At 34.4% G+C, this 25,946-nt stretch carries 24 protein-coding genes; 14 read left to right on the top strand and 10 right to left on the bottom strand.

Annotated features, from left to right (window positions below):
- Positions 1-28: 28 nt before the first annotated feature.
- Positions 29-460, bottom strand: coding sequence for a hypothetical protein (locus AsFPU1_RS12235; protein WP_124974923.1), 432 nt, complete (start codon positions 458-460; stop codon positions 29-31).
- Positions 461-1,090: 630 nt separating this feature from the next.
- Here AsFPU1_RS12235 and AsFPU1_RS12230 point away from each other — a divergent pair.
- Positions 1,091-1,438, top strand: a complete 348-nt coding sequence (locus AsFPU1_RS12230) for a hypothetical protein (RefSeq protein ID WP_124974921.1) — start codon at positions 1,091-1,093, stop codon at positions 1,436-1,438.
- Positions 1,439-1,526: 88 nt separating this feature from the next.
- On the opposite strand, the gene AsFPU1_RS12225 is transcribed toward AsFPU1_RS12230, so the two are convergent.
- Positions 1,527-2,771 (bottom strand): DUF445 domain-containing protein, encoded by a 1,245-nt coding sequence (locus tag AsFPU1_RS12225; protein WP_124974919.1) that lies wholly within the window; start codon positions 2,769-2,771, stop codon positions 1,527-1,529.
- Positions 2,772-2,926: 155 nt separating this feature from the next.
- Between AsFPU1_RS12225 and AsFPU1_RS12220 the strand changes: the two genes are divergently transcribed.
- The gene (locus AsFPU1_RS12220) at positions 2,927-3,403 is read left to right on the top strand and encodes a DUF29 domain-containing protein (RefSeq protein ID WP_124974917.1); all 477 of its coding nucleotides are present in this window, start codon (positions 2,927-2,929) and stop codon (positions 3,401-3,403) included.
- A gap of 93 nt (positions 3,404-3,496) precedes the next feature.
- On the opposite strand, the gene AsFPU1_RS12215 is transcribed toward AsFPU1_RS12220, so the two are convergent.
- A complete protein-coding gene (locus AsFPU1_RS12215) occupies positions 3,497-3,841 on the bottom strand; it encodes a hypothetical protein (RefSeq protein WP_227873517.1) in 345 nt (114 codons plus the stop codon).
- 483 nt (positions 3,842-4,324) lie between these two features.
- Positions 4,325-5,038, bottom strand: coding sequence for a bifunctional demethylmenaquinone methyltransferase/2-methoxy-6-polyprenyl-1,4-benzoquinol methylase UbiE (ubiE, locus tag AsFPU1_RS12210; protein WP_124974915.1), 714 nt, complete (start codon positions 5,036-5,038; stop codon positions 4,325-4,327).
- A 124-nt stretch (positions 5,039-5,162) separates the two neighbouring features.
- On the opposite strand from ubiE, the gene pyk reads away from it, so the two are divergent.
- From pyk to AsFPU1_RS12175, 7 genes are all read left to right on the top strand, one after another.
- Entirely contained in the window at positions 5,163-6,941 is a 1,779-nt protein-coding gene (gene pyk / locus AsFPU1_RS12205) for a pyruvate kinase (RefSeq protein ID WP_124974913.1), read from the top strand.
- An 18-nt stretch (positions 6,942-6,959) separates the two neighbouring features.
- Positions 6,960-7,163: a type II toxin-antitoxin system HicB family antitoxin gene (locus AsFPU1_RS12200; protein ID WP_124974911.1), complete on the top strand. Its 204-nt coding sequence runs from the start codon at positions 6,960-6,962 to the stop codon at positions 7,161-7,163.
- Between the two features lie 181 nt (positions 7,164-7,344).
- A complete protein-coding gene (locus AsFPU1_RS12195; RefSeq protein WP_124974909.1) occupies positions 7,345-7,728 on the top strand; it encodes a DUF4346 domain-containing protein in 384 nt (127 codons plus the stop codon).
- A 70-nt stretch (positions 7,729-7,798) separates the two neighbouring features.
- Complete coding sequence (locus AsFPU1_RS12190) at positions 7,799-8,188, top strand: MAPEG family protein (RefSeq protein ID WP_124974907.1); 390 nt, start codon at positions 7,799-7,801, stop codon at positions 8,186-8,188.
- A 137-nt stretch (positions 8,189-8,325) separates the two neighbouring features.
- The gene (tmk, locus tag AsFPU1_RS12185; protein WP_124974905.1) at positions 8,326-8,952 is read left to right on the top strand and encodes a dTMP kinase; all 627 of its coding nucleotides are present in this window, start codon (positions 8,326-8,328) and stop codon (positions 8,950-8,952) included.
- Positions 8,953-9,080: 128 nt separating this feature from the next.
- Positions 9,081-9,530 (top strand): DUF29 domain-containing protein, encoded by a 450-nt coding sequence (locus AsFPU1_RS12180; RefSeq protein WP_124974955.1) that lies wholly within the window; start codon positions 9,081-9,083, stop codon positions 9,528-9,530.
- A 288-nt stretch (positions 9,531-9,818) separates the two neighbouring features.
- Positions 9,819-11,312, top strand: a complete 1,494-nt coding sequence (locus AsFPU1_RS12175; protein ID WP_124974903.1) for a thymidylate synthase — start codon at positions 9,819-9,821, stop codon at positions 11,310-11,312.
- A gap of 12 nt (positions 11,313-11,324) precedes the next feature.
- Here AsFPU1_RS12175 and AsFPU1_RS12170 read toward each other — a convergent pair whose 3' ends face one another.
- Both AsFPU1_RS12170 and AsFPU1_RS12165 read right to left on the bottom strand, forming a co-directional pair.
- Positions 11,325-11,705, bottom strand: coding sequence for a HEPN domain-containing protein (locus tag AsFPU1_RS12170; protein ID WP_124974901.1), 381 nt, complete (start codon positions 11,703-11,705; stop codon positions 11,325-11,327).
- Positions 11,702-12,034, bottom strand: a complete 333-nt coding sequence (locus tag AsFPU1_RS12165) for a nucleotidyltransferase domain-containing protein (protein ID WP_124974899.1) — start codon at positions 12,032-12,034, stop codon at positions 11,702-11,704. Before AsFPU1_RS12165 ends, AsFPU1_RS12170 begins: the two co-directional genes overlap by 4 nt.
- Before the next feature lie 207 nt (positions 12,035-12,241).
- Here AsFPU1_RS12165 and AsFPU1_RS12155 point away from each other — a divergent pair, with 207 nt between their 5' ends.
- A complete protein-coding gene (locus tag AsFPU1_RS12155; RefSeq protein ID WP_124974897.1) occupies positions 12,242-12,802 on the top strand; it encodes a deoxycytidylate deaminase in 561 nt (186 codons plus the stop codon).
- 3 nt (positions 12,803-12,805) lie between these two features.
- Here the strand turns inward: AsFPU1_RS12155 and AsFPU1_RS12150 are convergent, their stop codons facing one another.
- The 3 genes from AsFPU1_RS12150 to AsFPU1_RS12140 form a co-directional block, all read right to left on the bottom strand.
- Positions 12,806-13,495, bottom strand: a complete 690-nt coding sequence (locus AsFPU1_RS12150) for a potassium channel family protein (protein ID WP_124974895.1) — start codon at positions 13,493-13,495, stop codon at positions 12,806-12,808.
- Positions 13,496-13,598: 103 nt separating this feature from the next.
- Entirely contained in the window at positions 13,599-14,963 is a 1,365-nt protein-coding gene (locus AsFPU1_RS12145) for a TrkH family potassium uptake protein (protein WP_124974893.1), read from the bottom strand.
- Positions 14,964-15,217: 254 nt separating this feature from the next.
- Complete coding sequence (locus AsFPU1_RS12140) at positions 15,218-16,273, bottom strand: AI-2E family transporter (protein WP_124974891.1); 1,056 nt, start codon at positions 16,271-16,273, stop codon at positions 15,218-15,220.
- Positions 16,274-16,522: 249 nt separating this feature from the next.
- Between AsFPU1_RS12140 and AsFPU1_RS12135 the strand changes: the two genes are divergently transcribed.
- The 4 genes from AsFPU1_RS12135 to AsFPU1_RS12120 all read left to right on the top strand — a co-directional run bounded on the left by AsFPU1_RS12135 (position 16,523) and on the right by AsFPU1_RS12120 (position 21,931).
- Positions 16,523-17,998, top strand: a complete 1,476-nt coding sequence (locus AsFPU1_RS12135) for an LCP family protein (RefSeq protein WP_124974889.1) — start codon at positions 16,523-16,525, stop codon at positions 17,996-17,998.
- 13 nt (positions 17,999-18,011) lie between these two features.
- A complete protein-coding gene (locus AsFPU1_RS12130) occupies positions 18,012-18,527 on the top strand; it encodes a pentapeptide repeat-containing protein (RefSeq protein ID WP_124974887.1) in 516 nt (171 codons plus the stop codon).
- Positions 18,528-18,633: 106 nt separating this feature from the next.
- Positions 18,634-19,695: a mannose-1-phosphate guanylyltransferase gene (locus AsFPU1_RS12125; protein WP_124974885.1), complete on the top strand. Its 1,062-nt coding sequence runs from the start codon at positions 18,634-18,636 to the stop codon at positions 19,693-19,695.
- A gap of 586 nt (positions 19,696-20,281) precedes the next feature.
- Positions 20,282-21,931: an ABC1 kinase family protein gene (locus AsFPU1_RS12120; protein WP_124974882.1), complete on the top strand. Its 1,650-nt coding sequence runs from the start codon at positions 20,282-20,284 to the stop codon at positions 21,929-21,931.
- A 204-nt stretch (positions 21,932-22,135) separates the two neighbouring features.
- On the opposite strand, the gene AsFPU1_RS12115 is transcribed toward AsFPU1_RS12120, so the two are convergent.
- Positions 22,136-25,345: a Calx-beta domain-containing protein gene (locus tag AsFPU1_RS12115; protein WP_124974880.1), complete on the bottom strand. Its 3,210-nt coding sequence runs from the start codon at positions 25,343-25,345 to the stop codon at positions 22,136-22,138.
- Between the last annotated feature and the right edge of the window lie 601 nt (positions 25,346-25,946).

The following is a 25,946-nucleotide window of genomic DNA, read 5'->3' as shown; positions in this document are numbered from 1 at the left end:
CAATGCCCACCCCAAGTTTACGAATTTATTAATCAAGAAATCCCATTAATAATTCCGGATCATCGATCTCATTAGAAGCAACGGGACGATCTCCCATGACATTATAAGTTTCACTAATATGTAAGTGACTGGCCATAATGGGCCGTTCTCCGGAAATTGTCAAGGTTCCTGATACTTCCATTCCACTCGCAACAACAGGACGAGTTGTACCAAGAGAGCCATAGGTACTAACAATATTTAGGTGACTCGCTTCAATGGGACGATTTCCCGGAAGATAACTCGGTTCCGTTAGTAATTGTAAACCGTGGGAACCTTTAGCTGACTTTTCCTTAACAGATAAAGCACTTGCTTGTTTGTCTTCTTGCAGTTTTTGGCTTCTGGTGACAGTTTTAGTCGCTGCTGCTACTTTTTCGGGTTCTTTGGCTTGAGTGCCGTTAATGTCTACTTTTTCAGTGGTCATGTTATTTATCTCCTGGTGTTACTATCATCGTTAACGGGATAGACGGAAAGCACTACTTTAAATCTTGTTTATAGTATATTCCTTTAATTAATCATAAACCCCTCGATCCACTTAGCCTAGTGGTTATGTTACGGTTTCTTACAGATTTCTTTGATTAGTGGTTAACTATAGCATTTTAAAGGCTTTTATTACTAATTTCTTGCTTAACAGTCCTATTAAGGTTTCTTATTGGTCTTCCTTCAGGGTTTTAACTTCAGTTTAAAAAATAACTTCATCGACAATAAAACATCAGAATTTTAAACTGAATTAATTAATTATGAATTATGAATTATGAATTATGAATTGTTAATTGTACATTGATCATTGATCATTCATCATTCATCATTCATTTTTTGTAAGTATCGTATAAACCTAATGAAAAAAAAGCATGGTCATCACCCTTTTGGATGAGCTTATAGCAGGAAGATAATATATAATACCGCGTTTTATAATAAAAGTCATAACAAATCTCAATGTTCTAGATAAATGTAATCGACTCAGGTGAAGACCTAGTTATCATTTCAAGATTCTCGGAAAATTGAGAGTTATGTTATTGCTATTTTTTATACTATTAACCTTGCAGTAATTCCCATGAAAAATCTAATCCTTGGTGGCTTATCCATTGTTTTGCTTTCAAGTTTTGCTACTCCTGCTTTCTCCTCTGAAGAATTAGCGGCGGTTACGGTTAATAATCGTCAAACAACTATTAATTATTTACCCCCAGTTACATTGGTACAATTAGCTTATCAAGGGTATTTTACTGATTTAGGTATTCCTAGTCATGGCGGTTTCAAAAGTGCGTTAATCTCTAAACAAGTGACTGCTGATACCTTAATTAGAAGTGCGATCGCTAAAGGAAGATTATCTGAGAATGTCTTCAACGATCAAAACTACCTCGATGTTCTCGACACTCAGTTAGAAGGTGTTATATTTGACTAATTAGACAGGTCAAGAAGATATTAGGGGTTGAAAGATTAAGTCTAGCGATTTATTTTAACTCCTAATTTTTTCTGTTTTTTTAAGATACTTATCGTAATAAAAAGAAAATCGTTTGTAATATCCCTACCATAAATCCTAATACTCCTCCAAGATTAACAATCGCTTGTAATTCACTCTTAACAATTCCTTGGATAGCTAATTCCAAATTTTGGGGAGAAGTAGCATTTACTCGGTCAATAATTACTTGATCAATAGATAAAATAGGAATAGCTTGAGAAACTATTTTTTCTAAATCTTCTTCTAAATATTTTTCTAATACTAAGGCTAATTCTTGACTAATTGTTTCTAAGGAAGTGATAACAGCAGTAGATGCTTGTAAACGATTAACAATTAAGACTGAAAGTTGCTCCCACTCTATAGTACGCCCCAAATCTTCTATCCATTGTGGCCCACTTTCTTGAATATATATTTTGACTGTTTCTCGGATTGTTGTTCTTAATTCTCTTACTGTTGATACTGGTAAATTTTGTAAAGATAAACTTAGTAACCCTTGTCGTAGACGACTCCTAATCTCTAACGACAATAATAATTCTTTGAGTCGTGTATTAGCCATTTCTTTCTCTTCAATACAAAAACTCCGTAACCGACTTAAGGTATTACGAAGACCAAATAAATTAGCTACTACCCAATAAGTTCCACTGGTTTTTTCCCTAAACCCTTCATCAATGACTTGTATATTCCGTTCGGAGAGAAAATCTATTAAGGTTTGTCTCAACATTTCTGGAGGGACAACCGTTTCTAATAACCAGTCAGCAAACTGTCTTGCTTGAATATCACTTAACCGTAAATCTAATAAAATCTGATCGAAAATTTGATTAATTTGATTGTCTAAAAAGTCTTGACGACGGGTCAAAGTTTTAATAAGTCTGGGTAAAGATTCACTAAATAAATCTCTGAGGATATCCGCTAAAATCTTGGCTGTTTTTTGTTCTTTATCCGCTTTAAATTGCTTCATGGATAAATTTAATAGCCACAAAATCGCCGCTTGTACCCGTTCCGTTTTTAGTAATCTTCGGGCTAATTTTTGCAGTTCTTCTGGGGTGAGTAATGACCCCATAATTGTATCAGAAACTTTTTTGGCCAGTCGTTCTTGGTTACGAGGAATTAAACCTGGGGTAAAGGGAAGACGCTGTTTACCGATATAAATGGCTTCATAAGGGCGAAATAGCATATTGATGGCGATATCATTGGTAAAATAACCAATAATTGCCCCTGCTATCGGAGGAACAACTAAGGTAGAGATTAAGGCGAAATCTAGAGAGGAAAAGTCCAAGGTCTTTGAGGGTTGATAGATGAAGGCACTTTCTACTATATTGACATAATTAATGGGTCGATCACAAGCTTATAATTAAGATATTAGGTTAGGAGTTAGGGAAAAATTCCCCACAAAAAACTCTTTTAAATGTTTTTATTAGGAGAAATGATACAATGAGTCCAATCTCAGAGTTATATGATCAGGATTTTCAGGTATGGCTTGCAGAAACAATTAGTCAGTTAGAACAAGCTAATTTTCAAGCTTTAGATGTTCATCATTTGATTGAGGAGTTAAGAGATTTGGGTAAGTCCGAAAAAAATTCCTTAGAGGGAAATTTAATGATTTTACTAGCTCATTTACTCAAATTAAGGGTGCAGTCTGTTGTTCCTGATACAATGAAATCGAGTTGGTATCGCTCAATTATTGAACATCGTGAACGAGTTATTCTGCTATTAGAAAATACACCTTCTCTAAAATATTATTTAACAATTGCTGTTAATAAAGCTTATCCTAAAGGGCGAAAAATTGCTGTTAAGGAAGGGCAATTAGCTAGTTTTGGAATCCCCATTCCCAAGGAAGAAGATTATCCTTTGGGTTGTCCTTTCTCTTTAGAAGAAATTCTTGATGAAGATTTTTATGGTTTAAGTTAAGTAAGTGGTCATAAATAAATTCAAAAAACAATCTAATTACTTAACTTCAGATTTATAATTTTAGTCAGTTGATGGTATTTCAGATTTATAATTTTAGTCAGTTGATGGTATTTCTCCTATTGATAAATGCCTTAAAATAGCAACGATTTCTGCTTGCATTTCTGCTTGTTTTTCTTCGATTTTTAACTGTTTCTCCTCAATGTTTAACTGTCTTTCTTCAAATTTAGTCTGTTTTTCTGACAAAGTAGCTAATTGATGATAGTAATCAGATTGAATTTCATAAAAGTTTGACTGTGCTGCGGCAATTCTCCCTAAGTATTGATACAGTTGACTTCTTTCTTCTTGTCTTTCTTGTCTATCTGTCGCCATAGAATTTGCTAAAGCTTGAATTGTTTTTGCATTAGAGGCAACTAATTGTTTAATTTCATTGTCAGTCATGATTGATTTGTGGATTAGTAAATTTACTTTTATTATAACTTAATTATAGTGAAACAGGTTAATTATTTTTTCATTTTCAACTCGTCTGTTATTAGAAAATACCCCACCTCTCAAATCTTATTTAACAATTGCTAATTTTTGTCCAGGCAAAATCTTATTAACGCCATGCCCAAATGTCTTTAATATTTGTAGGGGCATGGCATCAGTAACTTATGATTTTACCATCATCTCATTAACGCCATGCCCAAATCTATTTAAAATAATCAATAAGTAGTCGGACATAAATAAACAATACTATGTTAAGAAATGTAACTAGGTTGTAACCCCTCTCCCTGCTCCGGTGCTCCCCTGCTCACTTCACCGTAACGTTTATTTTTGTCCAGTTACTTAGGGCATGGCATTATTCAAATTTTTGTCCAGGCAAAATCTTATTAGTGCCATGCCCCTACAGTTCATAATTATAGACGATTAATTAATACTTGTTTAAAATTTAGTAGCAACTAAAACCCCCATCATTCCCCCCGCAATCGCATAATGAACTACCTGACTAAACCCCGCATCATAAGCTAATTTAACTTGCTCGTTTCCTGTAGGAAATCGGTCTAAACTAGGATTAATATAAGCATATTCGTCAGTTAAACCAAAACGTTGCGCCGTAGAAACAACCAAAGTGTCTAAATACCATTGTTGAAAGCGACCCATCCAAGGTTGAGAAGGACGATTAAAATCTAAAATAGCGACCTTAGAATTTGGTTTCAAGACACGATATAATTCTTTTAAACAAGCAGGAATATCCGTCACATTTCGCAGACCATAACCCATTGTGGCACAATTAAAAGTCTGATCCTCAAAAGGCAACTTTAACGCATCTCCTTCTACCCAATCTAAACAAAGAGAAGGATAATAATATTGGGCCCGTTGACGAGCGATCGCTAATTGTTGTGACGAAAAATCCAAACCTACCACCCGGCCAGTTTTTCCCACTTTACGGGCTAATAATTGGGCTAAATCACCACTACCACAGCATACATCTAAGCCCATATGCCCAGGTTGCGGATCACTCCATTTTACAGTCATTAGCTTCCAAATGCGATGCTGTCCTAAACTTAACCAAGTATTCATTTGATCATAAACCGGGGCAATGCGATCAAAAATACCTTGAATTTCGGCCGCTGAATGCCAACTTGAGTCAGTCATGTGATAATGATCCCTAAAAAAATACGGAATTTAATCTTCAAGAGGTTCCATTCGTGAGATCCTAGATAAATGATCTCCCCAAGTGGATTATAATCCGTGTTGGCCCTTAGCTTTGAATACCCCCATGGAACCGCGCCCCATACCCCGTCGAACTAAAATTGTTGCGACTATCGGCCCAGCTACCCAAAATAAAGAAGTTTTGCGTCAATTAATTTTAGCGGGCGCAACCACTCTCCGTCTCAACTTTTCCCACGGTGATCACGATTATCATCAACATAGCATTCGTCTCATCCGTCAAATGGCCTTTGAACTCAATCAACCTGTAGGCATTTTACAAGATTTACAAGGGCCTAAAATTCGGGTAGGTAAATTTGCGATGGAGTCTGTTATCCTCAAAAATGGTGATCCCTTCATTCTCACCAGTCGCAAGGTAGAGTGTAATCAAAATATTAGTTCTATTAGTTACGCTTACCTCACTGATGAGGTTCCTAACTATTCGCGCATTCTTCTCGATGATGGGAAGTTGGAAATGCGGGTAGAAAAAATCGATCATGATCGCAAAGAATTACACTGTCGGGTAGTGGTTGGGGGAGTTCTTTCTAGTAATAAAGGAGTCAATTTTCCAGGGGTTTATCTCTCAGTTAAGGCCTTAACTGATAAAGATAAAGAAGATTTAATGTTCGGACTTGATCAAGGGGTTGATTGGGTGGCCCTGAGTTTTGTCCGTAATCCTCAAGATATCTTAGAAATTAAAGAATTGATCGCCAATGCTGGAAAATCTGTTCCTGTAATCGCTAAAATTGAAAAACATGAAGCGATCGAAGCTATGGAAGATATTCTTTGCTTATGTAACGGTGTAATGGTGGCCCGAGGGGACTTAGGAGTAGAATTACCGGCCGAAGATGTTCCTATCCTACAAAAACGGTTAATTGCTACTGCTAATAAGTTGGGCATACCTGTCATCACCGCGACTCAGATGCTTGATAGTATGGTCAGTAACCCCCGTCCTACTCGGGCCGAAGTTTCAGATGTGGCTAATGCGATTTTAGACGGAACAGATGCGGTAATGTTGTCTAATGAAACTGCTGTGGGCAAATTTCCGGTTGAGGCCGTCGCCACCATGGCCTCCATTGCCGAACGCATCGAAAAAGAACCCACTGCCCTTAAATATTCTTCCCAACCAAAACAAACTATTACTAATTCTATATCGGCCGCGGTGAGTCAAATTGCCCAACAATTAAATGCGGCTGCTATTATGTCCCTCACAAAAACGGGAAGTACGGCCCGCAATGTGTCAAAATTTCGTCCTCAAATTCCCATTTTAGCTGTTACCCCTCATGTGGATGTAGCCAGACAATTACAGTTAGTTTGGGGAGTTAAACCTTTATTAGTTTTAGACTTACCTTCTCCTAGTCAAACGTTTAAATCTGCTATTAATGTGGCCCAAGAAAATAATTTACTCCAAGATGGAGATTTAGTGGTTATGACGGCCGGAAGTCTTCAAGGGGTGGCTGGTTCGACAGATTTAATTAAAGTGGAAATGGTTAAGGCGATCTTAGGTAAGGGAATTGGTATTGGTCAAGGATCTGCCAGTGGCCGCGCCAGAGTTGCCCAACAAGCTAGACAATTGGGAGATTTTGAGACCGGAGACATTTTAGTGGTTCCTTCGACCAATGCGGAGTTTGTCGAGATGATGCGTAAGTCAGCCGGAATTATTACCAATGAGTCGAGTTTAACGAGTCATGCGGCAGTCATTGGAATGCGTTTAGGAATTCCTGTAATTGTAGCGTTTAAAGAAGCAACTAATATGATTCGTGATGGGGCAATTATTACTATAGATGCTCAAAAAGGATTTGTCTATTCCGGGACAATGGGGGGAAGTCATGATGATGGTTCATTCTAAATAATATTGAGGGAAAAAATGAAAATCAAAGCTATTATTCATCCCGCAGAAGAAGGTGGTTACTGGGCGGAAGTTCCTGCTTTCCCTGGTTGCATTACTGAAGGAGATACGATGGAAGAAGTCACTAAAAACCTTCAAGATGCCATTCAAGGATGGTTAGAGGTAGCTGGTGAAAGTCAACCGACAGACTCCACTGCACAAATTGTTGAAATACCAGTATAAAATCTGTAAATTAATTTATAAAAATGTCATGTAAATTTATCCTAGTTTAGTCACTATTCTCATTTTGGATTTTCTGGCGTTTTACAGTTCAATTAATTTGATACAATAAATTGTACCTGACCCATAATACCATAAATTAGGATAGAATATATATGCTTTATTTTTATAGTCTAGAAGTTCTATGTCCTCATTAATTGACACGATAACGACCCTTGATAATGAACTTTCAAAACGTCACATTGATCTTGATCCGGGGGGATATTTTATTATCTATCTTGATCGAGATAACAGCTTAATTTGTGCTAAACATTTTACTAATATTATTAATGAAAAAGGATTAGCAGTTGATCCTGAAACTGGTAAAGTTATTCCCGCAAAAGGCAAAGTTAACAGAGTTTCTGAAACCTTATTTACAGGACGGACAGCTAAAGAATTATGTGTCAAAGTTATTGAAGAAAATTCTGATTGTCCTATTACTATGTTAAACCATGCTGCCTATTTAGGACGAGAATTTATTAGGGCTGAAATTGCTTTAATTCAAAACATAGAATACATTCAAGATTAGCTAGTCGTCCGTTAGATAACATTTAGCTTATACTATTAGTAGTCAACATTAATTCATTCATTAAACTGTTATGGAAATTTATCCTAGTTTAGTCACCGTACTCACTTTATTTCTCTACTTTATTCTAACCATAAATGTCGGTCGTGCGAGATCTAAATATAATGTTTCTCCCCCTGCAACAACAGGAAATCCTAACTTTGAAAGAGTTTTAAGGGTTCAACAAAATACCATAGAACAGATGGTTTTATTTTTCCCGTTACTTTGGATTTTCTCCTTATATGTTAGCCCAATTTGGGGGGCTGGTATTGGTGGATTTTGGATACTTGGTCGTATTGTTTATGCTTGGGGATACTATCAAGCAGCCGAAAAAAGAATACTAGGTTTTGCTATTGCTAGTTTAAGTAGTTTAGTGTTATTAATTGGATCATTAGTTGGCATAATTTTGACATTTTTAAAATAAGAAAGTATAGCCATAAACAGTAAATGTAGGTTGGGTTGAACGATAGTGAAACCCAACCTACGAAAATTTATAGTATTGCGTTAACCCTACAGTTAGATTAATTTAATATCATAAATTTTGATTAAATTTTAGTAAATATGAAACCTTTATTTATCGTTTTAGAAGGAATTGACAAAGCAGGAAAATCAACTCAAGCAGAATTATTAAAAAGCTATTTTATTAATCAAGGAAATGCCGCAATTATTAGTTCTGAACCTACAGATGGCCCCATCGGTAAGTTAATTCGTAATGCGATGCAAAATCAAATAATTACTATTCAAGATAAAGCAAAATTTGATGAACAGATGGCTTATTTATTTACGGCTGATAGATATTATCATTTATACAATGATATCGATGGTGTTTATCAATTAATTAAACATCAGAAAACTCATGTTATTGCCACTCGTTATTATTTTTCATCTCTTGCTTATAATTGTAATAATCAAGAAGAATTTGACTTTGTTTATGGTTTAAATAAACGTTTTCCCAATCCAGATTTAGTTATTTATATCGATATTTCTTTAGAATTAGCTTTATCTCGTATTAGTAATTATTCCTTAAAAGAAGTTTATGAAACTCAAGAAAAATTAAATAAAGTTAGAGAAAATTATTCTAAGGTTTTTCAAAGTTATGAGGGAAATATATTAAGATTAGAAGGAGAACAAACTGTTGATAATATTCATAAAAAAATCATTAATTACCTTGAAAAAAAGGTTTTTTAAGCCATTATTCGCTATATCCTCATCAAATTATCAATTTATTGACACTCCAGCAAATCTATTTATTTCTCGTTATAAACAAAAAATTATTATGCTACAATCAATATAATATTACATGGAAGACAATGAAGATGAAGGCAGTTAAAATACTATATGAGACAGACTTCAATCTCTGGTTACAGGAAACAGTTAAATTACTTAAACAAAAAAAGTTAGATCAATTAGATATTGATAACTTAATCGAAGAAATCGAAGCAATGGGAAGAAGTGAAAAAAAAGGATTACGCAGTAATTTAGAACAATTATTAATGCACTTGCTAAAATGGAAATATCAGCCAAATAAACGTACAGGAAGTTGGGAAAAATCTATCTTAGAACATCGTAATAGGATTTTAGAAGATTTAGAAGATAGTCCTAGTTTTAATCCTTATTTTGATGAGATTTTTGATAAGTGTTATCAAAATGCTAGAAAATATGCTAAAGCAGAAACTCATTTACCTCTTAATATTTTTCCTGAAGTTTGTTCCTTTACTAAAACTGAAATTTTAACCTCTGATTATCTTCCTGAAGATGACATTTAACAATGGATAATGGATAATTACCTCTCCCTAAAAGGGAAGATGATTGAAAGAAATTAATTTTTACTACACATTAAAATTATTGTAAGTACCGAAGCAAAATTAATTGCAAAGCCAGGGCGGGTTTTGATATAGTTGTAATGGTTGAGTAACAAAGGCAGTAGGGGTGGGTTTATTTAATTTTTTGTGAGAATCATTGATTTATGTAAAAAACCCGCCCCTACAAAAACCTGCCCCTACAAATTTTGTGTAATTAATTTTTTCTACCTACTTATAAACTATTGACAAACTATGACTATTACCTCATCTAATTATCAATTTACTTATACTCCTCATTATAAACCTAATCAATTAATTTGTGGTTATGGACAAACAGCAATTATTACTGGATGGACAGTTAAACAGTCAGTTGCTAAACATTTAAACCCTGAAGATTATGCAGTTATTGGTAATTTATATAGTCCAACCAGAGGAATAAGTCCTTTAATTCGTAATTTATTAGCTAATCCTCATGTGAGGTTTTTAGTCATTTTACAAGCGACAAAAGAAGATAAAAATGCTGGTGGATGTCAATGTTTACTAGACTTTTTACAACATGGATTTACTCAAGGGAAGAGTGATACAGGTCGAGATACATGGGTTATTAATTCTGAGATTACTGGATATATTGACATTGAAATTGATGCTGATGCGTTAGAAAATTTGCGTCAATATTTGGACTATAAAGAAGCAAAATCTATTAGGGAAGCAGTTGATTATATTAAAGAATTTGCCGATCAAAATAATAAGCAACCTTGGGGAAATCCTTTGATTTTTCCTCAATTAGAAACTACTCTAACCGTTTTACCTGGCCCAAGATATGGCCATCGTATTGAAGGAAAAACTATTGCAGAAACTTGGGTTAAAATATTACATAGAATTAAAACAACCGGAACTATTAGACCGACAGGTTATGATGGAAAATGGCAAGAATTAATTGATTTAACAGCAGTCATTACTAATGAACCTGCTGAGGTTTATTTTCCTGATCCTAATTATTTACCTATTGATCGTTCTTTCCTTAAAGAATATATCCCACAAATTTTAGATGATGCACCTTATACTGAAGGAGTAAAATATACTTATGGTCAGCGTTTAAGGTCTTGGTTTAAAAAAGATCAAATTAAACAAGTTATTAATAAATTGATTGGTGAAATTGATGCAGCAAGCGGGGTAATGTCTCTCTGGGATGTTAATGATCATGATAAAGGAGGAAGTCCTTGTTTAAATCATATTTGGATAAGAGTTGTGGAGAATGAATTGTCTTTAACTGCTACTTTACGCAGTAATGATATGTTCGCTGCTTGGCCTGCAAATGCAATGGGTTTAAGAGCATTACAACAACATATTCGTGATGAAATTGCTAAGCGTTCAGACTATAATTTACAGATGGGGCCATTAATTACTATTAGTCAAAGCGCACATATTTATGATGATACTTGGGAAAATGTTGATAAATTAATCACTAATCAATATGCTAAAATTATTAATAATCGAGACTATTTTGATCCATCAGGTAACTTTTTAATTGAAGTGGAAGATGGACAAATTATGGTTAAGCAAACTACTCCAGGAAGTGGAGAAATTGTTGCTTGTTATTCTGGGAAAAATTCGGGCAAGTTAATTCGAGAAATTTGCGCTGCTTCTCCTGCAATACAACCTGATCATATTGGATATTTAGGAATTGAGTTACAGAAAGCTTATCAATGTCTTAAAATGGGCCAACAGTATATTCAAGATCAGTAATTTTGTCGTTGATTAAATTGAGTCAATATTGTTAATAACAAAATCTAGAAAAGTCTCGACTCTAAAGATTAGTAATTCAGCATCAGCCTCACTGAGATTGGGGTCAATGTTATAATCCCCTCGATTACGCTGTGCTTGGGCATCAATAAGATAACGGTGGTAATTTTGGGGAATACGATTAGTTCTGGCAAATCGCTCACCTAAAGCAGAAATAACAGCCGAATGTTTTGAAAAAGATAACCCTTCTCCTTCTAACAAAGCTTCTGCCAGATAAAACATGGCATAATAAGCACGGGAAACGGCAAACTCTGTAAATCCTTCTACTTTTAAAGTTTTTGCCGCGTCCAAACTCCTTTGGGCTTTATTAAGAAGACCTTGTTGAGAAGGAGTCATAACAAAATTCCCTCATTATTAATATTACGAATAAAGGAACTATTTTCTGAAGTCAAGCGTAGGCTGTCGATAAAAGAGCGAGAAATAAGGGTATTATATTTAAGAGATAAATCAGCGATTAAGTGGCTAGTTCGTTCAATTTCTTGGGAATAATCAAAAGATTTATTAAGGACAATTAAAATATCAATATCGGAATCAGGTTGAGCTTCCCCTCTTGCTTGGGAACCATAAAGAATAAGTTGGAATAGTTGCTCACCATAAATATTCCTCAAACTTTGTTTTAATTCATCTAAGATAGTTGTTAGTTTAGTGTTAAGTAATTTTGGCATATTACTAATCTAGAATGTTAACTACATAACTTAATTATAAGAGAAAAAATATCCTGGTTTTCCTAAATTTAACTTTCTTTACCCTATCGATGATGCGTTAATTCAATTACGAGAAATCTTAATCAAGTTGCCACTTGTCCCATTAACAGATAATAATGAAGTATTGAATAGACAAAAAGCCCAATAATTTCTTACTTAAACCCCTTCATGATTTCTTTAGAAGAACAAAGACCCACTTGGGACGAATACTTTATCATGATAGCTAAATTAGCCGCCACCAGGTCAACTTGTTTAGCCTTTCCTGTGGGTGCTGTTATCGTTAAAGATAGACAAGTATTAGCAACAGGATACAACGGTTCACCATCAGGTTCAGCCCATTGTACAGCCCAAGGATTCTGCTATCCTGGATTAAGTAGTTGTGATGCTTCTAGTAGTTTACCTTCCCGTGCAGTTCATGCAGAAGCTAACGCGATCGCACAAGCAGCAAAACACGGAATTTCGACTAATGGAGCATTTATTTATGTTACTTTAGAACCCTGTATTTCTTGTTTAAAATTAATCATTTCTGCGGGAATAAAACAAGTTTTTTATGAGACAGAATTTAATAAAGGAGATAAAGTATTAGTCAGAGATTCTTTCCTTAAAGATGGGTTAGTAACTTTAACTAAAATTAAATTATCAGAAAAGACCGCAAAAAATGCAGGCTTATTTCTCTTAAACCCGACATCAGTTGCTAGAGACAAATTAGAAACAACAGAAATTTTTTAAAAACTAAATGGGTAATCTTTGAATATCTTTATTGTTACCAATGACTACCATTACTAAGTCTTTATTCAGTTTTTCTTTCGGTTCAGGATTAATGTTAAATTTGTCTTCCCTTCCAATAGCTAAAATGCTAATACGGTAACGAGTACGTAATTTTAATTCTTCGATAGTTTTACCGTGAAATTCTTCAGGAATACGAGTTTCTATGATACTATGATCGGGATCAAGATCGAATCTTTCTAAGATAGCAGGTTTAGTCAAAGTATAGGCTAATTCACGACCAGAATCATATTCAGGAAATACTACCTTATCTGCTCCTACCCGTTTTAATAGTTTACCATGAATATCAGAAGATGCTTTAGCAATAACATATTTTACCCCTCCTTCTTTAGCATTTAGGGTGGTAATAATACTTTCTTCTAAATAGTTTCCAATGGCAACAATAACGGTATCAAATTCAAAAATACCTGCTTCTTTTAACGCATTGGGTTTGGTTGAATCTAATTCAATTACACTAGAAGCTATTTTTTCTGCTAAAGCTTGTGCGACTAAAGATTCATTAATATCTGTCCCTAAGACTTCATACCCCAATTTATGTAAAGTTTGACAAACTGCTCGTCCAAAACGCCCTAAACCAATCACAGCAAATTGGCGATTTTCTGAACGTATACCATTCAAAAATTTCAAAGATTTCAACTTAATAACCCATCCCTATTTTGGTTAAATAATATTGATATACATGATTTTTATGATTGTAGCTTATTAGAGCTAATTTTTATCAATTTTTTTAAGTTAATGATTATCCTACTAATAAGGTTTCTTCCGGGTATTGAACGACTCTAGGACGAGTATCCCCTACAATCGCAGCCATTAACAGCAGAACGCCTACCCTTCCAGTATACATGGTGATGACTAATAAAATTTGGGACATAGATGATAAACTAGCAGTAATTCCTGTTGATAATCCTACCGTAGCAAAAGCAGAAATAACCTCAAATAATACTTGAAGTGAATTAAATTTTTCATCAAAGAAAATAGGATTTAAACTAACTTCAATAAAGGAGATAGAAAAGGTCATAAAAATTACTAAATTTGCGGAACCAAACACCACAGCAACCGCTTTTAAAACTAAAGGAATAGGCACTTGTCGACCATAAAGAACTACTTCGTTATTACCCCGTAAAACTGAGCGAGTACAGTCACTTAGAATCCTTAATGTTGTTGTTTTAATTCCTCCTCCAGTTCCACCAGGACTCGCACCAATAAACATTAATCCCATGGTAGTAAATAATCCAGCAATTGTCATCTGACCAATGTCAATTGTGTTAAATCCTGCGGTTCTACTGGTGACTGATTGAAACCAAGCTGCTAATATTTTATCTTTTAAATTAAGCGGTGTAAAGGTATCGGGGTTATTAAATTCAACTAAAAAAAAGATAGCAGTTCCTCCTAATAATAATAATAAGGTGGTGCTAGTAGCAACCTTGAAATTCAGAGAGAAAACAATTCTTTCTTGTCTTTTGTTTATTTTATGTAATAAAAATAAATACATTTCAATAATAACTTGATAGCCAATACCACCAAAAATAATTAACATGGTAATGGCAAAATTAATACTCCATGAACCGGTAAAACTCATTAAATTATCTTTTAACAAGCCAAATCCTGCATTATTCCAAGCACTAACACTATGAAATATCGCCAACCAAAGTCCCTCTAAGGTTCCATATTTACTAGAAAATACATTCAGCATTATTAACACGCCAGCAAGTTCAAAAAGTAAGGTAGTAGCGATAATGGACTGAATAATATTTTGACTATTTCCTTGAAGAAATGGACGATCAAATGATTCTTTAATAGCTAATTTTTGTCTTAAATTAAAGCGTCTTCCTACTAATAATATCAAAAAAGTAGTAGTAGTCATATAACCTAAACCCCCTACTTGAATTAATAACATGATTATTAATTGTCCCCAAAAGGAAAAATAAGTTCCCGTATCAACTACTACTAAACCAGTTACACAAACTGCTGAAGTTGATGTAAATAGGGCAATAATGGGATTATTCCAACTACCATCTTGGGTGGAAAAAGGAAGAATTAATAACAGAGTTCCGATAGCAATTACAGCAACAAAACCTAAACAAATTGTTCTAGCAATAGTCATGACTATAAATTATGAATTATGAATTATGAATTATGAATTATGAATTATGAATTATGAATTATGAATTATGAATTATGAATTATGAATTATGAATTATGAATTATGAATTATGAATTATGAATTATGAATTATGAATTATGAATTATGAATTATGAATTATGAATTATGAATTATGAATTATCCATAATAAAATGTCTATTATCCATTATCCATTATCCATTATCCATCATCAATTATCCATTATCCATTATCCATTATCCATTGTCAATTGACTCAGGAGGATAACGTAATGTATCTACCATAATTTTAATGACACTAGCTAAAGGAACCGCAATTAATAATCCTAATACTCCCGCTAATTTTCCCCCAATAAATAAGGAAATAATAATCCAAACCGGATTTAATCCGATCATTCCTCCCATTAATCTTGGGGAGATAATATTATCATTAATTTGTCCCACAATAACAGTTGCAATTAAAGCCTTTAGACCTAATTCAAAGTCTTGAAACATCAATAAAATACTAATTACAATAATCGTAATAGAACTAGCAAAAGGAATCAAAGTAGTGATACCGATAGTAAAACCAAATAATACAGCATAAGGAACTTGAAGAACTAAAAAGACAATAGTTTGTGCCACACTTAAAAGACCAGCTAAAATAGCTTGAGTGGCAAAATATCTCTGAAAAGTATTTCTTAAAGATTCTCTAATTATCAGATTCCAAGGAGTAGGAACCCAACTAAATATACCAGTCCAAATACTTTCTCCTGTTAACACTAAAAAAACAGTTAATACCAAAATAATGAGAGTATTAAATATAGTTCCAATTGTTCCTCCGATTAAATTTAAAAATTGGTTGCCAACAGATTCTAATACTTCTGATATTTTTCTTGCAAATTGTGTTATGATCCCAGAAAAGTCTATTGAAGAAAGTCTTTGAGAAATGGCCCGTTGTTTTAACTCTTCTAATTGTTGATTAGCTGATGCAAGTAATTGAGGTAAACCCGCCAATAATTCGCTGAGTTGATTGACAATTAAAGGAATTAAAATAAAAGCTATTAAAGTAATAATAATCAAAGCTAATAACAGAACAATACTAACTGCCCATCCCCTTTTCATGCCTCTTTGTTGTAAAAAACGAATGGGTAAATCCAATAAAAAAGCCAGTAAAGTGGCTGTAGTTAACATTGTTACTAATGGTTCTAGATAACCAATTAACTTAAACAATAACCATCCATTGAGAAAAGCCAGAGGAAAAATAATACTTAACCGTAACCAACGAGGCAGTTTATAAAAAGAATTTAGCATAAAAATATCTCAAATAAACTGACATAATTTTTCGTCAATAGAATAAATAAATATTAAAAACATAACCCTTGAGCATCTTAACTTAAAATCATTATTTGTCACCATTAATTATACCTTAGTCTTAACTATCCTAAAATTTCTGACAAAGAGAAAAAGAACAGGGAACTTTTTTGCTCTAATCTAATTCAAACTAATCTGATGCAAATCCATAGACAATTATAGGGTGGTTTGTTGTGGTTGAGGTAAAACATGGCAAATAGTGTTGAAAGAGTGTCTACAGGTTCTGGTTTTAAATCTAAATCAGCCCCGCGAAAAAAGCAAAAACCAGGCCCTGATAGTGTCTCGAAATCCTCTGTTACCCATCAACAAGTTAAGAAAAAAAAAATTTCCCCATTATATCGAGGACTTTTGTGGGGGATGACCTTCAGTTGTACCGCCGCATTATCAGCTACTGTGGGGGCAGGTTTAACCCTCATGAGTCCCCTATCTAATAATGTACTGCCCTTTATTCAACAGGTCAAACTCCCTTGGCAAACTGCCTTTAACCCCAAAACCGCCCCGAATGCGGCCCCAAGCATGGGAACTAATTTGCTGTTACCCTATCGTTTATCTCGCCCCGTCAATGTGTTAGTGTTGGGTATTGATCGGGTATTAGATGCCCCCCCTGGTAGTTTAGAAGGATTTGGCGGACGTAGTGATACAATATTGCTATTGCGTTTTGATCCCGAAACCCAATCAGTCAAAATGTTGTCTGTCCCTAGAGATAGTCGTGTGGACATTCCAGAGGTAGGCTACAGTAAAATCAATGATGCTAACGTTCATGGCGGCCCCGCTTTAACTGCTAGGGTTCTGAGTAAGACCTTGAATGATCTCCCCATTGACCGTTATGTTCGCGTCACTACCGATGCGTTTAAAGAATTAGTAAATTTAGTGGGAGGAGTGGAAGTATATGTCCCTCACGCTATGCAATACGAAGATAAAACCCAGAAATTAACAATTAATTTAGAAGAAGGTCAACAAACCCTCAATGGGGAACAAGCAGAACAATTTGCCCGTTTTCGTAAAGATGGTTATGGGGATATTGGACGGGTACAAAGACAACAAGTTTTACTGAAATCCTTACGTCAAAAACTAACTAATCCGACCATTATACCCCGTATTCCCCAAGCTATCAGCCTATTAGAAAAGCATATTGATACTAATATGACTTGGGAAGAAATGTTAGCTTTAGTCAATTTTGGCCGACAATTAGAGCGGGATAAAGTACAAATGGTCATGTTACCAGGCCGTTTTAGTCAAGAAGAAGAATTTGATGCCCGTAGTTATTGGGTGCTTTCCTCAGAGGGACGAGACAGGGTGATGCAGGAATATTTTGGCATTTCGGGAGAAACTCAGTCTGAACACTCTCCTAATAGGGTTAGAATCGCTTTACAGAATGGGGCTGATGACCCAGCCTTAAGTCAACAAGTGATTGAATATTTGGCTAAAGAAGGATTCCACAACGTTTATACTATTGGGGATGCTCCTGAACTGTTACGAGAAAGCGAAATCATAGTACAAAAAGGAGATTTAGAAGCGGCTCAACTCTTGCAAACCGCTTTAGGAATCGGTAGAGTAGAAGCATCATCCACCGGAGATTTAGATTCTCAACTCACCCTAAGAATTGGTCTTGATGCGAAAAATTTGGTCTTAGGGGAAGACTTTCTCAAACAGCCAGACAATTAGGAGATGGGAGGCAATGAAATTAATTAAAAGTTTAATTTTGCGTTTTTTGGGGTTAATATTCCTATTACTATTAGCCGTATTTTTGGTATTATTAGATGCCCATCCTGCCTTGGCCCAAGATAAATCGGTTAACTATACTTATGCTGATTTGCAACATCAAGATTTCTCTCATAAAGATTTAGAAAGGGCTGTTTTTGCGGCGGCAAATATGCGAGAAACTTCTTTTGAGGGGTCTAACTTATCCTACTCGATTATGACAGAAGGAGTCTTATTAAAAGCTAATCTCAAAGATGCTAATCTAACTGCGTCTTTACTTGACCGTGTGACCTTAGATTTTGCTAATCTTACTAATGCCATTTTAGTAGACGCGATCGCTACTCGTACCCGTTTTTATGACAGTATTATTACGGGGGCTGATTTTACGGATGCTGTAATTGATCGTTATCAAGTATCTTTAATGTGTGAGAGGGCTGAAGGTATTAATCCTGTTACGGGAGTATCTACTAGAGATAGTTTAGGCTGCTTTTGATCAGCAATTTTAGATTTGGAAAATTGATATTACAATTAGTGCCTAACCCGATTTAATATATAAGTATACAATTGATTAATAAACTAACAAGTAATTGGAATCACCCATGACTAAAACTTTAATTCCTGTTATTCTAGCTGGTGGTAAAGGGGAACGGTTTTGGCCCCTAAGTCGTCGTCATCGTCCCAAACAATTTCTGTGTCTTGATGGAACTGGTGATAGTTTATTACAATCAACCGCCAATCGTTTGCTTCCTTTGGCCCAAAAGTGGGAAAATTTGTGGGTAATTACAGCGGCCCCCATTGCCGATGGAGTCAGGGAACAATTACCCCAATTACCAGAGACGAATCTATTAGTAGAACCCCAAGGAAAAGATACAGCACCGGCCGTTGCTTGGGCAACTTTAGAAATAGCCAAACATTATGGAAAAGATGCCGTAATTGGCTTTTTTCCGGCGGATCATTGGATTGGAGATAATGACGCATTTCAACAGACTTTAAAAGCCGCTAGTGAGGTTGCTTTAACTGAAAATGCTATCGTAACATTAGGCATTAAACCGGCCTATCCTTCTACGGGTTATGGTTATATTGAACAGGGGAAACATTACGGTGAATTTAATAATTTACTCGTCTATTCTGTTAGTCGCTTTACGGAAAAACCCAATCGAGAAACCGCAGAATTATTTATAGAAACGGGTAAATTTAGTTGGAATAGTGGGATGTTTATTTTTCGTGCAGGGGTTGTCTTAGAAGAATTAAAAAAATATGCCCCTCAGATGGTTCAATTGTTACAAGATAAAGGCCAAGAGGCCTATGAGAATTTAGAAAAGAAAAGTATTGATTATGTTTTGATGGAAAAAACTCAATTAGCTTATGTTTTACCTGCTAATTTTGGTTGGGATGATTTAGGAGATTGGAATTCTTTGGAACGCTTAATTGAGAGTAAAGGTCAGAATGTCGAATTAGCAAATCATGTTGGACTTGATACTCAAGGAGCGATTATTTATGCTAGTAATGATGATGAAGTTATTGTCACCATTGGCTTAGAAAATGTCGTCATTGTTCGAGATCAAAATGTCACCCTTGTTGTTAATAAAGAACGAACTCAAGACATTAAAAAAGTGCTTCAATTATTAAGTAAAAACTCTCAATTAGAAAAACTTCTTTAAGGAATTAGAGGCATAAAAAATGAAAAAAGTTGAATACAAAAGACACGAGTATGTTTGAATGTAAGAACTTAATACCAAGTAAGTACAAAAAATAATTCCCCAAAATTTTGTAGGGGCGGGTTTTTTACATAAAGCAATGATTTTCACAAAAAAGTTAAATAAACCCGCCCTGGGTTTTTTACATAAAGCAATGATTTTCACAAAAAAGTTAAATAAGCTGTTGTGCATTTAAACTGCTTATTGGTTAAATGCAAGAAAAAAGCTACAATCCTCTTCCATGAAAGCCTTTTGCTTTTTGCCTTTTGCCTTGCTAAAACGCATTGTAAATGCGTTTTAGCTTAAACCCGCCCTGGGTGGCTCTCCCGTACCTGTGGTGATAAGTAAAGCTTATAATTCGTAGGGTGGGTTAGATGCGGCTATAATTTTGATGAAAAACCCATAACTTTGAAGGCGCGTCGTAACCCACCATATTAAGTATTGTAGCTGATTATACATTTTATACCAAGATGTCGGGAGAGGCACTTTTCTATGGTGACTTTAATTATAACCACCTTTGTAAAAGTTTCAATTATTAACTTTAAAAACTATGTTTTCTTTAACTAAAACCAGTGCGCGTCAAAGAGAAATTATTGAAGTTGTATTTAGTAATGGTTGGGATTATATGAAAGGACTTTTAACCGTTGGGAAAGCAGATAATCCTCAGATTCCCACTCCCGAAGTTTTGCGTAATATATTAGTAGAACTAGGGCCATTTTATGTTAAATTAGGTCAACTTATGAGTACCAGACCTGATATTCTTCCACCTAATTATATTAATGCTTTAACAGATTTACAAGCTAATGTTCCTCCGGTTGCTTGGACAGAAATTGAAACACTACTTCGTCAACAATTAAAACAACCTTTAGAGACTATTTTTCTTCAAGTTAATCCTAATCCTATTGCCGCCGGATCAATTGGACAAATTCATCGCGCAACTTTAACTGATGGTCAACAAGTTGCAATTAAAGTTCAACGACCAGGAATTGACAGTATTGTAGATCAAGATATCATCTTAATTAAAGGTATTGCTGAGCTAGTTTCATTAACTGAATTTGGACAAAATTATGATATTGTAAATTTAGCCGATGAATTTGCTCAAGCAATTACAAAAGAATTAGATTTTACTCAAGAGGGACGTTATACTGATAAACTGCGTCAGAATTTATCTAAGAGTAGTTGGTTTAATCCTAAAGACTTACTAGTTCCTCAAGTTTATTGGGAAATGACTACAGAAAAAATATTAGTATTAGAATGGTTAAATGGGCAACCAATTTTACAAGCTGATCTCAATATTCCTACTACTGAAATATCCATTGAACAACGCAAAAAACAAGTAACGACCTTATTATTTAGAGCATTTTTTCAACAACTTTATATTGATGGTTTTTTTCATGCCGATCCCCATCCAGGTAATATTTTTTATCTCGAAGATGGTCGAGTTGCTATTATTGATTGTGGTATGGTAGGTCGTCTTGATCCACGAACACAACAAATTTTAACCCAACTATTACTTGCGATTTTTGATTTAGATGCAAGAGGATGTACTCAATTAACAATTGAGTTATCAGAATCAGGTCAACCTGTTAGTTTAGAACGATTACAAGGAGACTATGAGAAAATCTTACGCAAGTATTATGATTTAAGTGTTGGTCAATTTAATTTTAGTGAAGTAGTTTATGAAATATTACAAATTGCTCGAAAAAATAAACTAAAAGTACCGGGAAATCTGGGATTATATGCTAAATGTTTAGCCAATTTAGAAGGTGCGGCCCGTCAATTTAATCCCTCGGTTAATCTTTTTGATGAAATTAAACCCTTAATGACAGATTTATTTCGTCGTCAATTGATTGGTGATACCCCCTTACAAACTAGCTTAAGAACAGTTTTAGATCTCAAATCTATTTACTTAAAAACACCCCGACAAATTGAGGTATTATTAGATCGTTTATCTTCAGAAACTTTGCAATGGAATTTACGAATTAAGGAATTAGAACCCTTACGACGTAGTGTTGATTCTTCAGCCAATAGATTATCATTTAGTATTGTTTTGGGTTCATTAATTATGGGGGCTGCTATTATTTCTACGGGTTCCCAGACTCAACAATTATCCGTCATTAGTAATGTGTTATTTGCCGCAGCAAGTTTATTAGGAATGTGGTTAATTATTAGTATTTTGAGGTCAGGAAGATTAAAATAAATGGTTCTACGACCTTCATGAACAAGTAGGGGTCAACGGCCGTTGACACCTACTAAGTACCTGGACAAAAATAAATGTTACGGTGAAGTCAGCAGGGGAGCGGGGAGCGGGGAGCAGGGAGAGGGGTTACAACCTAGTTACATTTCTCAACATAGTATTGTTTATTTATGTCCGACTACTTACTTATCATCTATTAATTTGTAATTAAACAAAGCTAAATGCTTTACTTTCAAGACTCATAGAATTAACGTCTGAAACAATACCAATCAGTTCTTGATTATCTTGATTGTTGTTAAAAATTCCTGTTCCTTTAAAATCTCCAATGCCATAAATATTAGCATCAAAAGATGACATTAATTTATACATAGAAGCATCACCATGCAGTTGAATAGTATCACCTTCTTGAAAATCTTTAATGACAGCTAAATCATCAAACCCTCTCTGAGCATAATAAACTGATTTACTATCTCCTAAAGTAAACAAATCTTTTTTGTTAGTTCCTGTTAAAATATCCACCTTATCAGTCGAAGCTAAAACCGTAGCTGAGGGTAGTATTTTACGACGGTTTGCTGTTTTTGTTGCCCCAGTAATAACATCATCATTTGTAATGGTTCCTATTCCTTGTCCATCGGCAATAGTAGCATTAGTCGGATTAGTTAAATTGACAAAAAATTGTTCATTAACTTCACTAATAGAATCCCGGTTTACAGTAACACTAATGGTTTTGCTAGTTTGTAATGGGCTAAACGTCAGTATTCCACTATTACTCAGATAATCTGATGTACTCCCCGCGATTGCTGTGCCATTTGCTGTTGCATAATTAACACTTATACTTTGGCTACTAGCATTAGAAAGACTAACTGTAAACTGGAAAGTTGTTTTGTTTATACTTCCCGAAACATTCCCTTCTAATTTAGTAACATCATTAATAGAAATGGTTGGTTTACTATCATTATCTATAATGGTAACAACTCCTTGATTATTGCTGATAGTAGCATTTTTTGCATTGGTTAGATTAACAAAAAACTTTTCGGCAGTGGGTTCATAAACTGTGTCATTTATTAGACTAATCGTAATGAATTGTTGAGTTACCCCTGCATTAAATGTTAGTGTCCCCGTCTGAGCCGTATAATCTGAATCTGACAGCGCGGTACCATTAGCAGTGCTGTAGTCTACACTAACTGTTGTACCTGCTGCACCGGAAAGATTAACAGCTAAAGTTGCCGTACCATTTTCATTAACAGTAACATCAGTAATAGATAATTTTGATGGCACATCATCATCGATAATAGTTCCCAAACCTTGAGAGTCTAGCAGATAAATATAGCCAGGAATATTGCTATTTTTCAACAGTTGTAATGTCAGATTTTCATTGCCGTCATAAACTAGATCACCATTAACTTGTACTTCAATAGTTTTATGAGTTTCACCCACTAAAAAATTAAGACTTCCATTAGTTATTGAAGCATAATCAATTCCTCCCTTTGCGGTTCCATCAACGGTATTATAATTAAGGGTAAATGCTTCAGTGGCAGCACCAGAAAGATTAACGGTGAATAATAACTTAGTTATACCACTATTACCTTCGATAACTTGAGCATCACTAATAGAAATCCCTAAGCTATCAAGATAATTAACATTGATTTGATTGGTAAGATTAAGGTAATAATCTTTTAAAGTAATCGAGCCTTTCGTGCCTAATCCTAGCACTAAATCATTGACAGTTTGGGTACGAGTAACTGCAGAAAACTTGTAATCTAATTGTACAATATCTTGACTCGTTCCATTGTAAATGATATCGTTACCTGTCTCTATTGTGGAATTATAACCACTTACTTTATTAGCTATAGCATTGAGGTAAATATTGTCACTACTCTTAGAATTAATGAGATTTTCAATGAAGGTATCATAAGCAATTTGTGTTCCTGAAGCAGTGGTTTGATAAGCAATACCATTGATGGTATAAGTCTTTGCCTGATAAACATTATTTTGAGTAATAAATCCCCCAGGATTTAAGTCAACTCGATATCCGGCAGTATTAGCAGCAACAAGGGATAAATCAATCGTATCATTGCCGTCTCCATCCCAAATTGTTTGTTTGACAACATTAGGACTATTAGTATTTAATCCCGATTGACCATTGACGGTAAATTTATCAATGGTTTTAAATAGATAAGTATCATTAGTAGTAGTGACTCTAGCCCCATAAAGTGATTGTAAAGCGGCAATATCTAGGGGTGCAAATGTTGAGGCGGCACTGACATCTCCATATTTAAAATTATAACCCATCACGGTATTATTAGAGTTATCTAAAGAGGGATCTAAACCTCCATCAAAAGAATGTCTTAATCCTAAAGCATGACCAATTTCGTGAATAAGAGACATAAAACCATGTTTACCTCCTGGATTTTGAAACCCATTAGTAGTGCTAGTATTATCATAGCTTCCTTTAAGATGTACCTCTCCTCCCATAGTACCTGTTGAAGGATAATAAGCATAAGCATAATTAGGATTATCAGATATCATGAATCGCATCTGTCCATAGGTACTTTTATTAGTTTCTTGGACTTCAAGGAAGTTGATATTAATAGTATTTTGAACCCAATTTAAAATAGATCTAACATTGGTTTTGACCCCTTCACTAACTTCTCTAACTCCTGTTTCAACACCATAATATGAACCAGCAAAGATAGTGTCTTCATAAAAACTGTAGGTAAGTGTAGGACTGGAAGTGGAAGTAGCAGTAGTATTGGTCGATGGAAAAGTCCACTTATTTCCAGACAAAAGAGCATTTATGGGAAGATTAGTAGTTGTTCCTTCAGGAGACAGAGAAGTTGTTTTGCCACTAACAATATTTTGGGAGGTAGTATTATTTAATAATATTGGGTTTGTGCAATTAGGACAAGAACAAGATAAATTAGGAGTAGAGAATTTATCGTCTGAGTTATTACCTACCCATCCAATTTGTCGCTCTAGTAAATTATTAGTGGTAAAATGAGAAATAAATGACCCTAAATTTGAATTTAATTGGTCATTTATTTCTCCTAGTATTTGATTATTGTTGGTTAATTCATGTCCTAGTTTTCCTTGATCTAGTCCAGCTATTTTGTCTAAGATTTTTTTTGTAATCTGCTCTCGTAAAAGAGTTTGAGATTGTTTTGGCAAATTGATGTTATCAAAAATCTTATTTAAACGTTCTTCTAAATTACTAAATTTTTCTAAGCTTTGATTAACATCTGAATGATTAAATGTTATCGGTGAATTTACTGGATTTATGCTATTAACAGATAACCCTAACTCCTTACTATGTTCAATAATAAAATCGCTAGTTTTTTTTATCAAAGATACGTAATCTGTTGCATCAGAAGGATTAATAATCGAATGCAAAGCATCTAGAATCAATTTAATATCCATAATTACTTCTTTTTCCGCCTCTTAAATAAAGTTGTCTCAGTTATTTAATCTTTTTTCAAATTTAACTGATGCTTTTTGGCAATGCCCACAGAGTAATCTCGGAAGATTTGATTTTTATCAGATATTATTAGTGACTATACTAAATTATAAAATTATTAATTATAAACACTTAGTTATCTATGTAGCATCACTGTTAAATGATTACTTATTTTTTAAAGTTTTGATTAAAATTAGGTATTTATTGATAGCTTAATTGAGGAAATATTAAAGTTTAGTATAAATGTGTAAGTAAAATTAATGATAAATATTCTTTTTTAATTAAGTAAATTTCCTGTTAAGACAAAAAAGATAGTCGTTTTTTTGTATGTAAATACTATTTCTATTAGTGGCGGATTACCCATCCGCCAAAAAGCCGTTCTCAGAACCGATTTTCCCAATACCGGCTCTCCCGACATCTTGGTATAAAATGTATAATCAGCTACAATACTTTATATGGTGGGTTACGACGCGCCTTAAAAATTATTAGTTTTTCATCAAAATCATAGCCGCGTCTAACCCACCCTACGAATTATAAGCTTTACTTATCACCACAGGTACGGGA

Origin of the sequence: Aphanothece sacrum FPU1, from assembly GCF_003864295.1 — a bacterium.
GTDB classification, from domain to species: domain Bacteria; phylum Cyanobacteriota; class Cyanobacteriia; order Cyanobacteriales; family Microcystaceae; genus Aphanothece_B; species Aphanothece_B sacrum.
The sequence above is the reverse complement of the archived record's forward strand: the minus strand, read 5'-3'. Positions and strand labels throughout refer to the sequence as shown.

Coding starts and splice junctions, on each gene's coding strand:
- AsFPU1_RS12130 (WP_124974887.1), top strand. CDS start 18,012: ATGAAATTAATTAAAAGTTTAATTTTGCGTTTTTTGGGGTTAATATTC.
- AsFPU1_RS12200 (WP_124974911.1), top strand. CDS start 6,960: ATGAAAATCAAAGCTATTATTCATCCCGCAGAAGAAGGTGGTTACTGG.
- AsFPU1_RS12190 (WP_124974907.1), top strand. CDS start 7,799: ATGGAAATTTATCCTAGTTTAGTCACCGTACTCACTTTATTTCTCTAC.
- AsFPU1_RS12135 (WP_124974889.1), top strand. CDS start 16,523: ATGGCAAATAGTGTTGAAAGAGTGTCTACAGGTTCTGGTTTTAAATCT.
- AsFPU1_RS12170 (WP_124974901.1), bottom strand. CDS start 11,705: ATGACTCCTTCTCAACAAGGTCTTCTTAATAAAGCCCAAAGGAGTTTG.
- tmk (WP_124974905.1), top strand. CDS start 8,326: ATGAAACCTTTATTTATCGTTTTAGAAGGAATTGACAAAGCAGGAAAA.
- AsFPU1_RS12175 (WP_124974903.1), top strand. CDS start 9,819: ATGACTATTACCTCATCTAATTATCAATTTACTTATACTCCTCATTAT.
- AsFPU1_RS12215 (WP_227873517.1), bottom strand. CDS start 3,841: ATGACTGACAATGAAATTAAACAATTAGTTGCCTCTAATGCAAAAACA.
- AsFPU1_RS12140 (WP_124974891.1), bottom strand. CDS start 16,273: ATGCTAAATTCTTTTTATAAACTGCCTCGTTGGTTACGGTTAAGTATT.
- pyk (WP_124974913.1), top strand. CDS start 5,163: ATGGAACCGCGCCCCATACCCCGTCGAACTAAAATTGTTGCGACTATC.
- AsFPU1_RS12115 (WP_124974880.1), bottom strand. CDS start 25,345: ATGGATATTAAATTGATTCTAGATGCTTTGCATTCGATTATTAATCCT.
- AsFPU1_RS12155 (WP_124974897.1), top strand. CDS start 12,242: ATGATTTCTTTAGAAGAACAAAGACCCACTTGGGACGAATACTTTATC.
- AsFPU1_RS12125 (WP_124974885.1), top strand. CDS start 18,634: ATGACTAAAACTTTAATTCCTGTTATTCTAGCTGGTGGTAAAGGGGAA.
- AsFPU1_RS12165 (WP_124974899.1), bottom strand. CDS start 12,034: ATGCCAAAATTACTTAACACTAAACTAACAACTATCTTAGATGAATTA.
- AsFPU1_RS12195 (WP_124974909.1), top strand. CDS start 7,345: ATGTCCTCATTAATTGACACGATAACGACCCTTGATAATGAACTTTCA.
- AsFPU1_RS12235 (WP_124974923.1), bottom strand. CDS start 460: ATGACCACTGAAAAAGTAGACATTAACGGCACTCAAGCCAAAGAACCC.
- AsFPU1_RS12145 (WP_124974893.1), bottom strand. CDS start 14,963: ATGACTATTGCTAGAACAATTTGTTTAGGTTTTGTTGCTGTAATTGCT.
- AsFPU1_RS12180 (WP_124974955.1), top strand. CDS start 9,081: ATGAAGGCAGTTAAAATACTATATGAGACAGACTTCAATCTCTGGTTA.
- ubiE (WP_124974915.1), bottom strand. CDS start 5,038: ATGACTGACTCAAGTTGGCATTCAGCGGCCGAAATTCAAGGTATTTTT.
- AsFPU1_RS12220 (WP_124974917.1), top strand. CDS start 2,927: ATGAGTCCAATCTCAGAGTTATATGATCAGGATTTTCAGGTATGGCTT.
- AsFPU1_RS12120 (WP_124974882.1), top strand. CDS start 20,282: ATGTTTTCTTTAACTAAAACCAGTGCGCGTCAAAGAGAAATTATTGAA.
- AsFPU1_RS12230 (WP_124974921.1), top strand. CDS start 1,091: ATGAAAAATCTAATCCTTGGTGGCTTATCCATTGTTTTGCTTTCAAGT.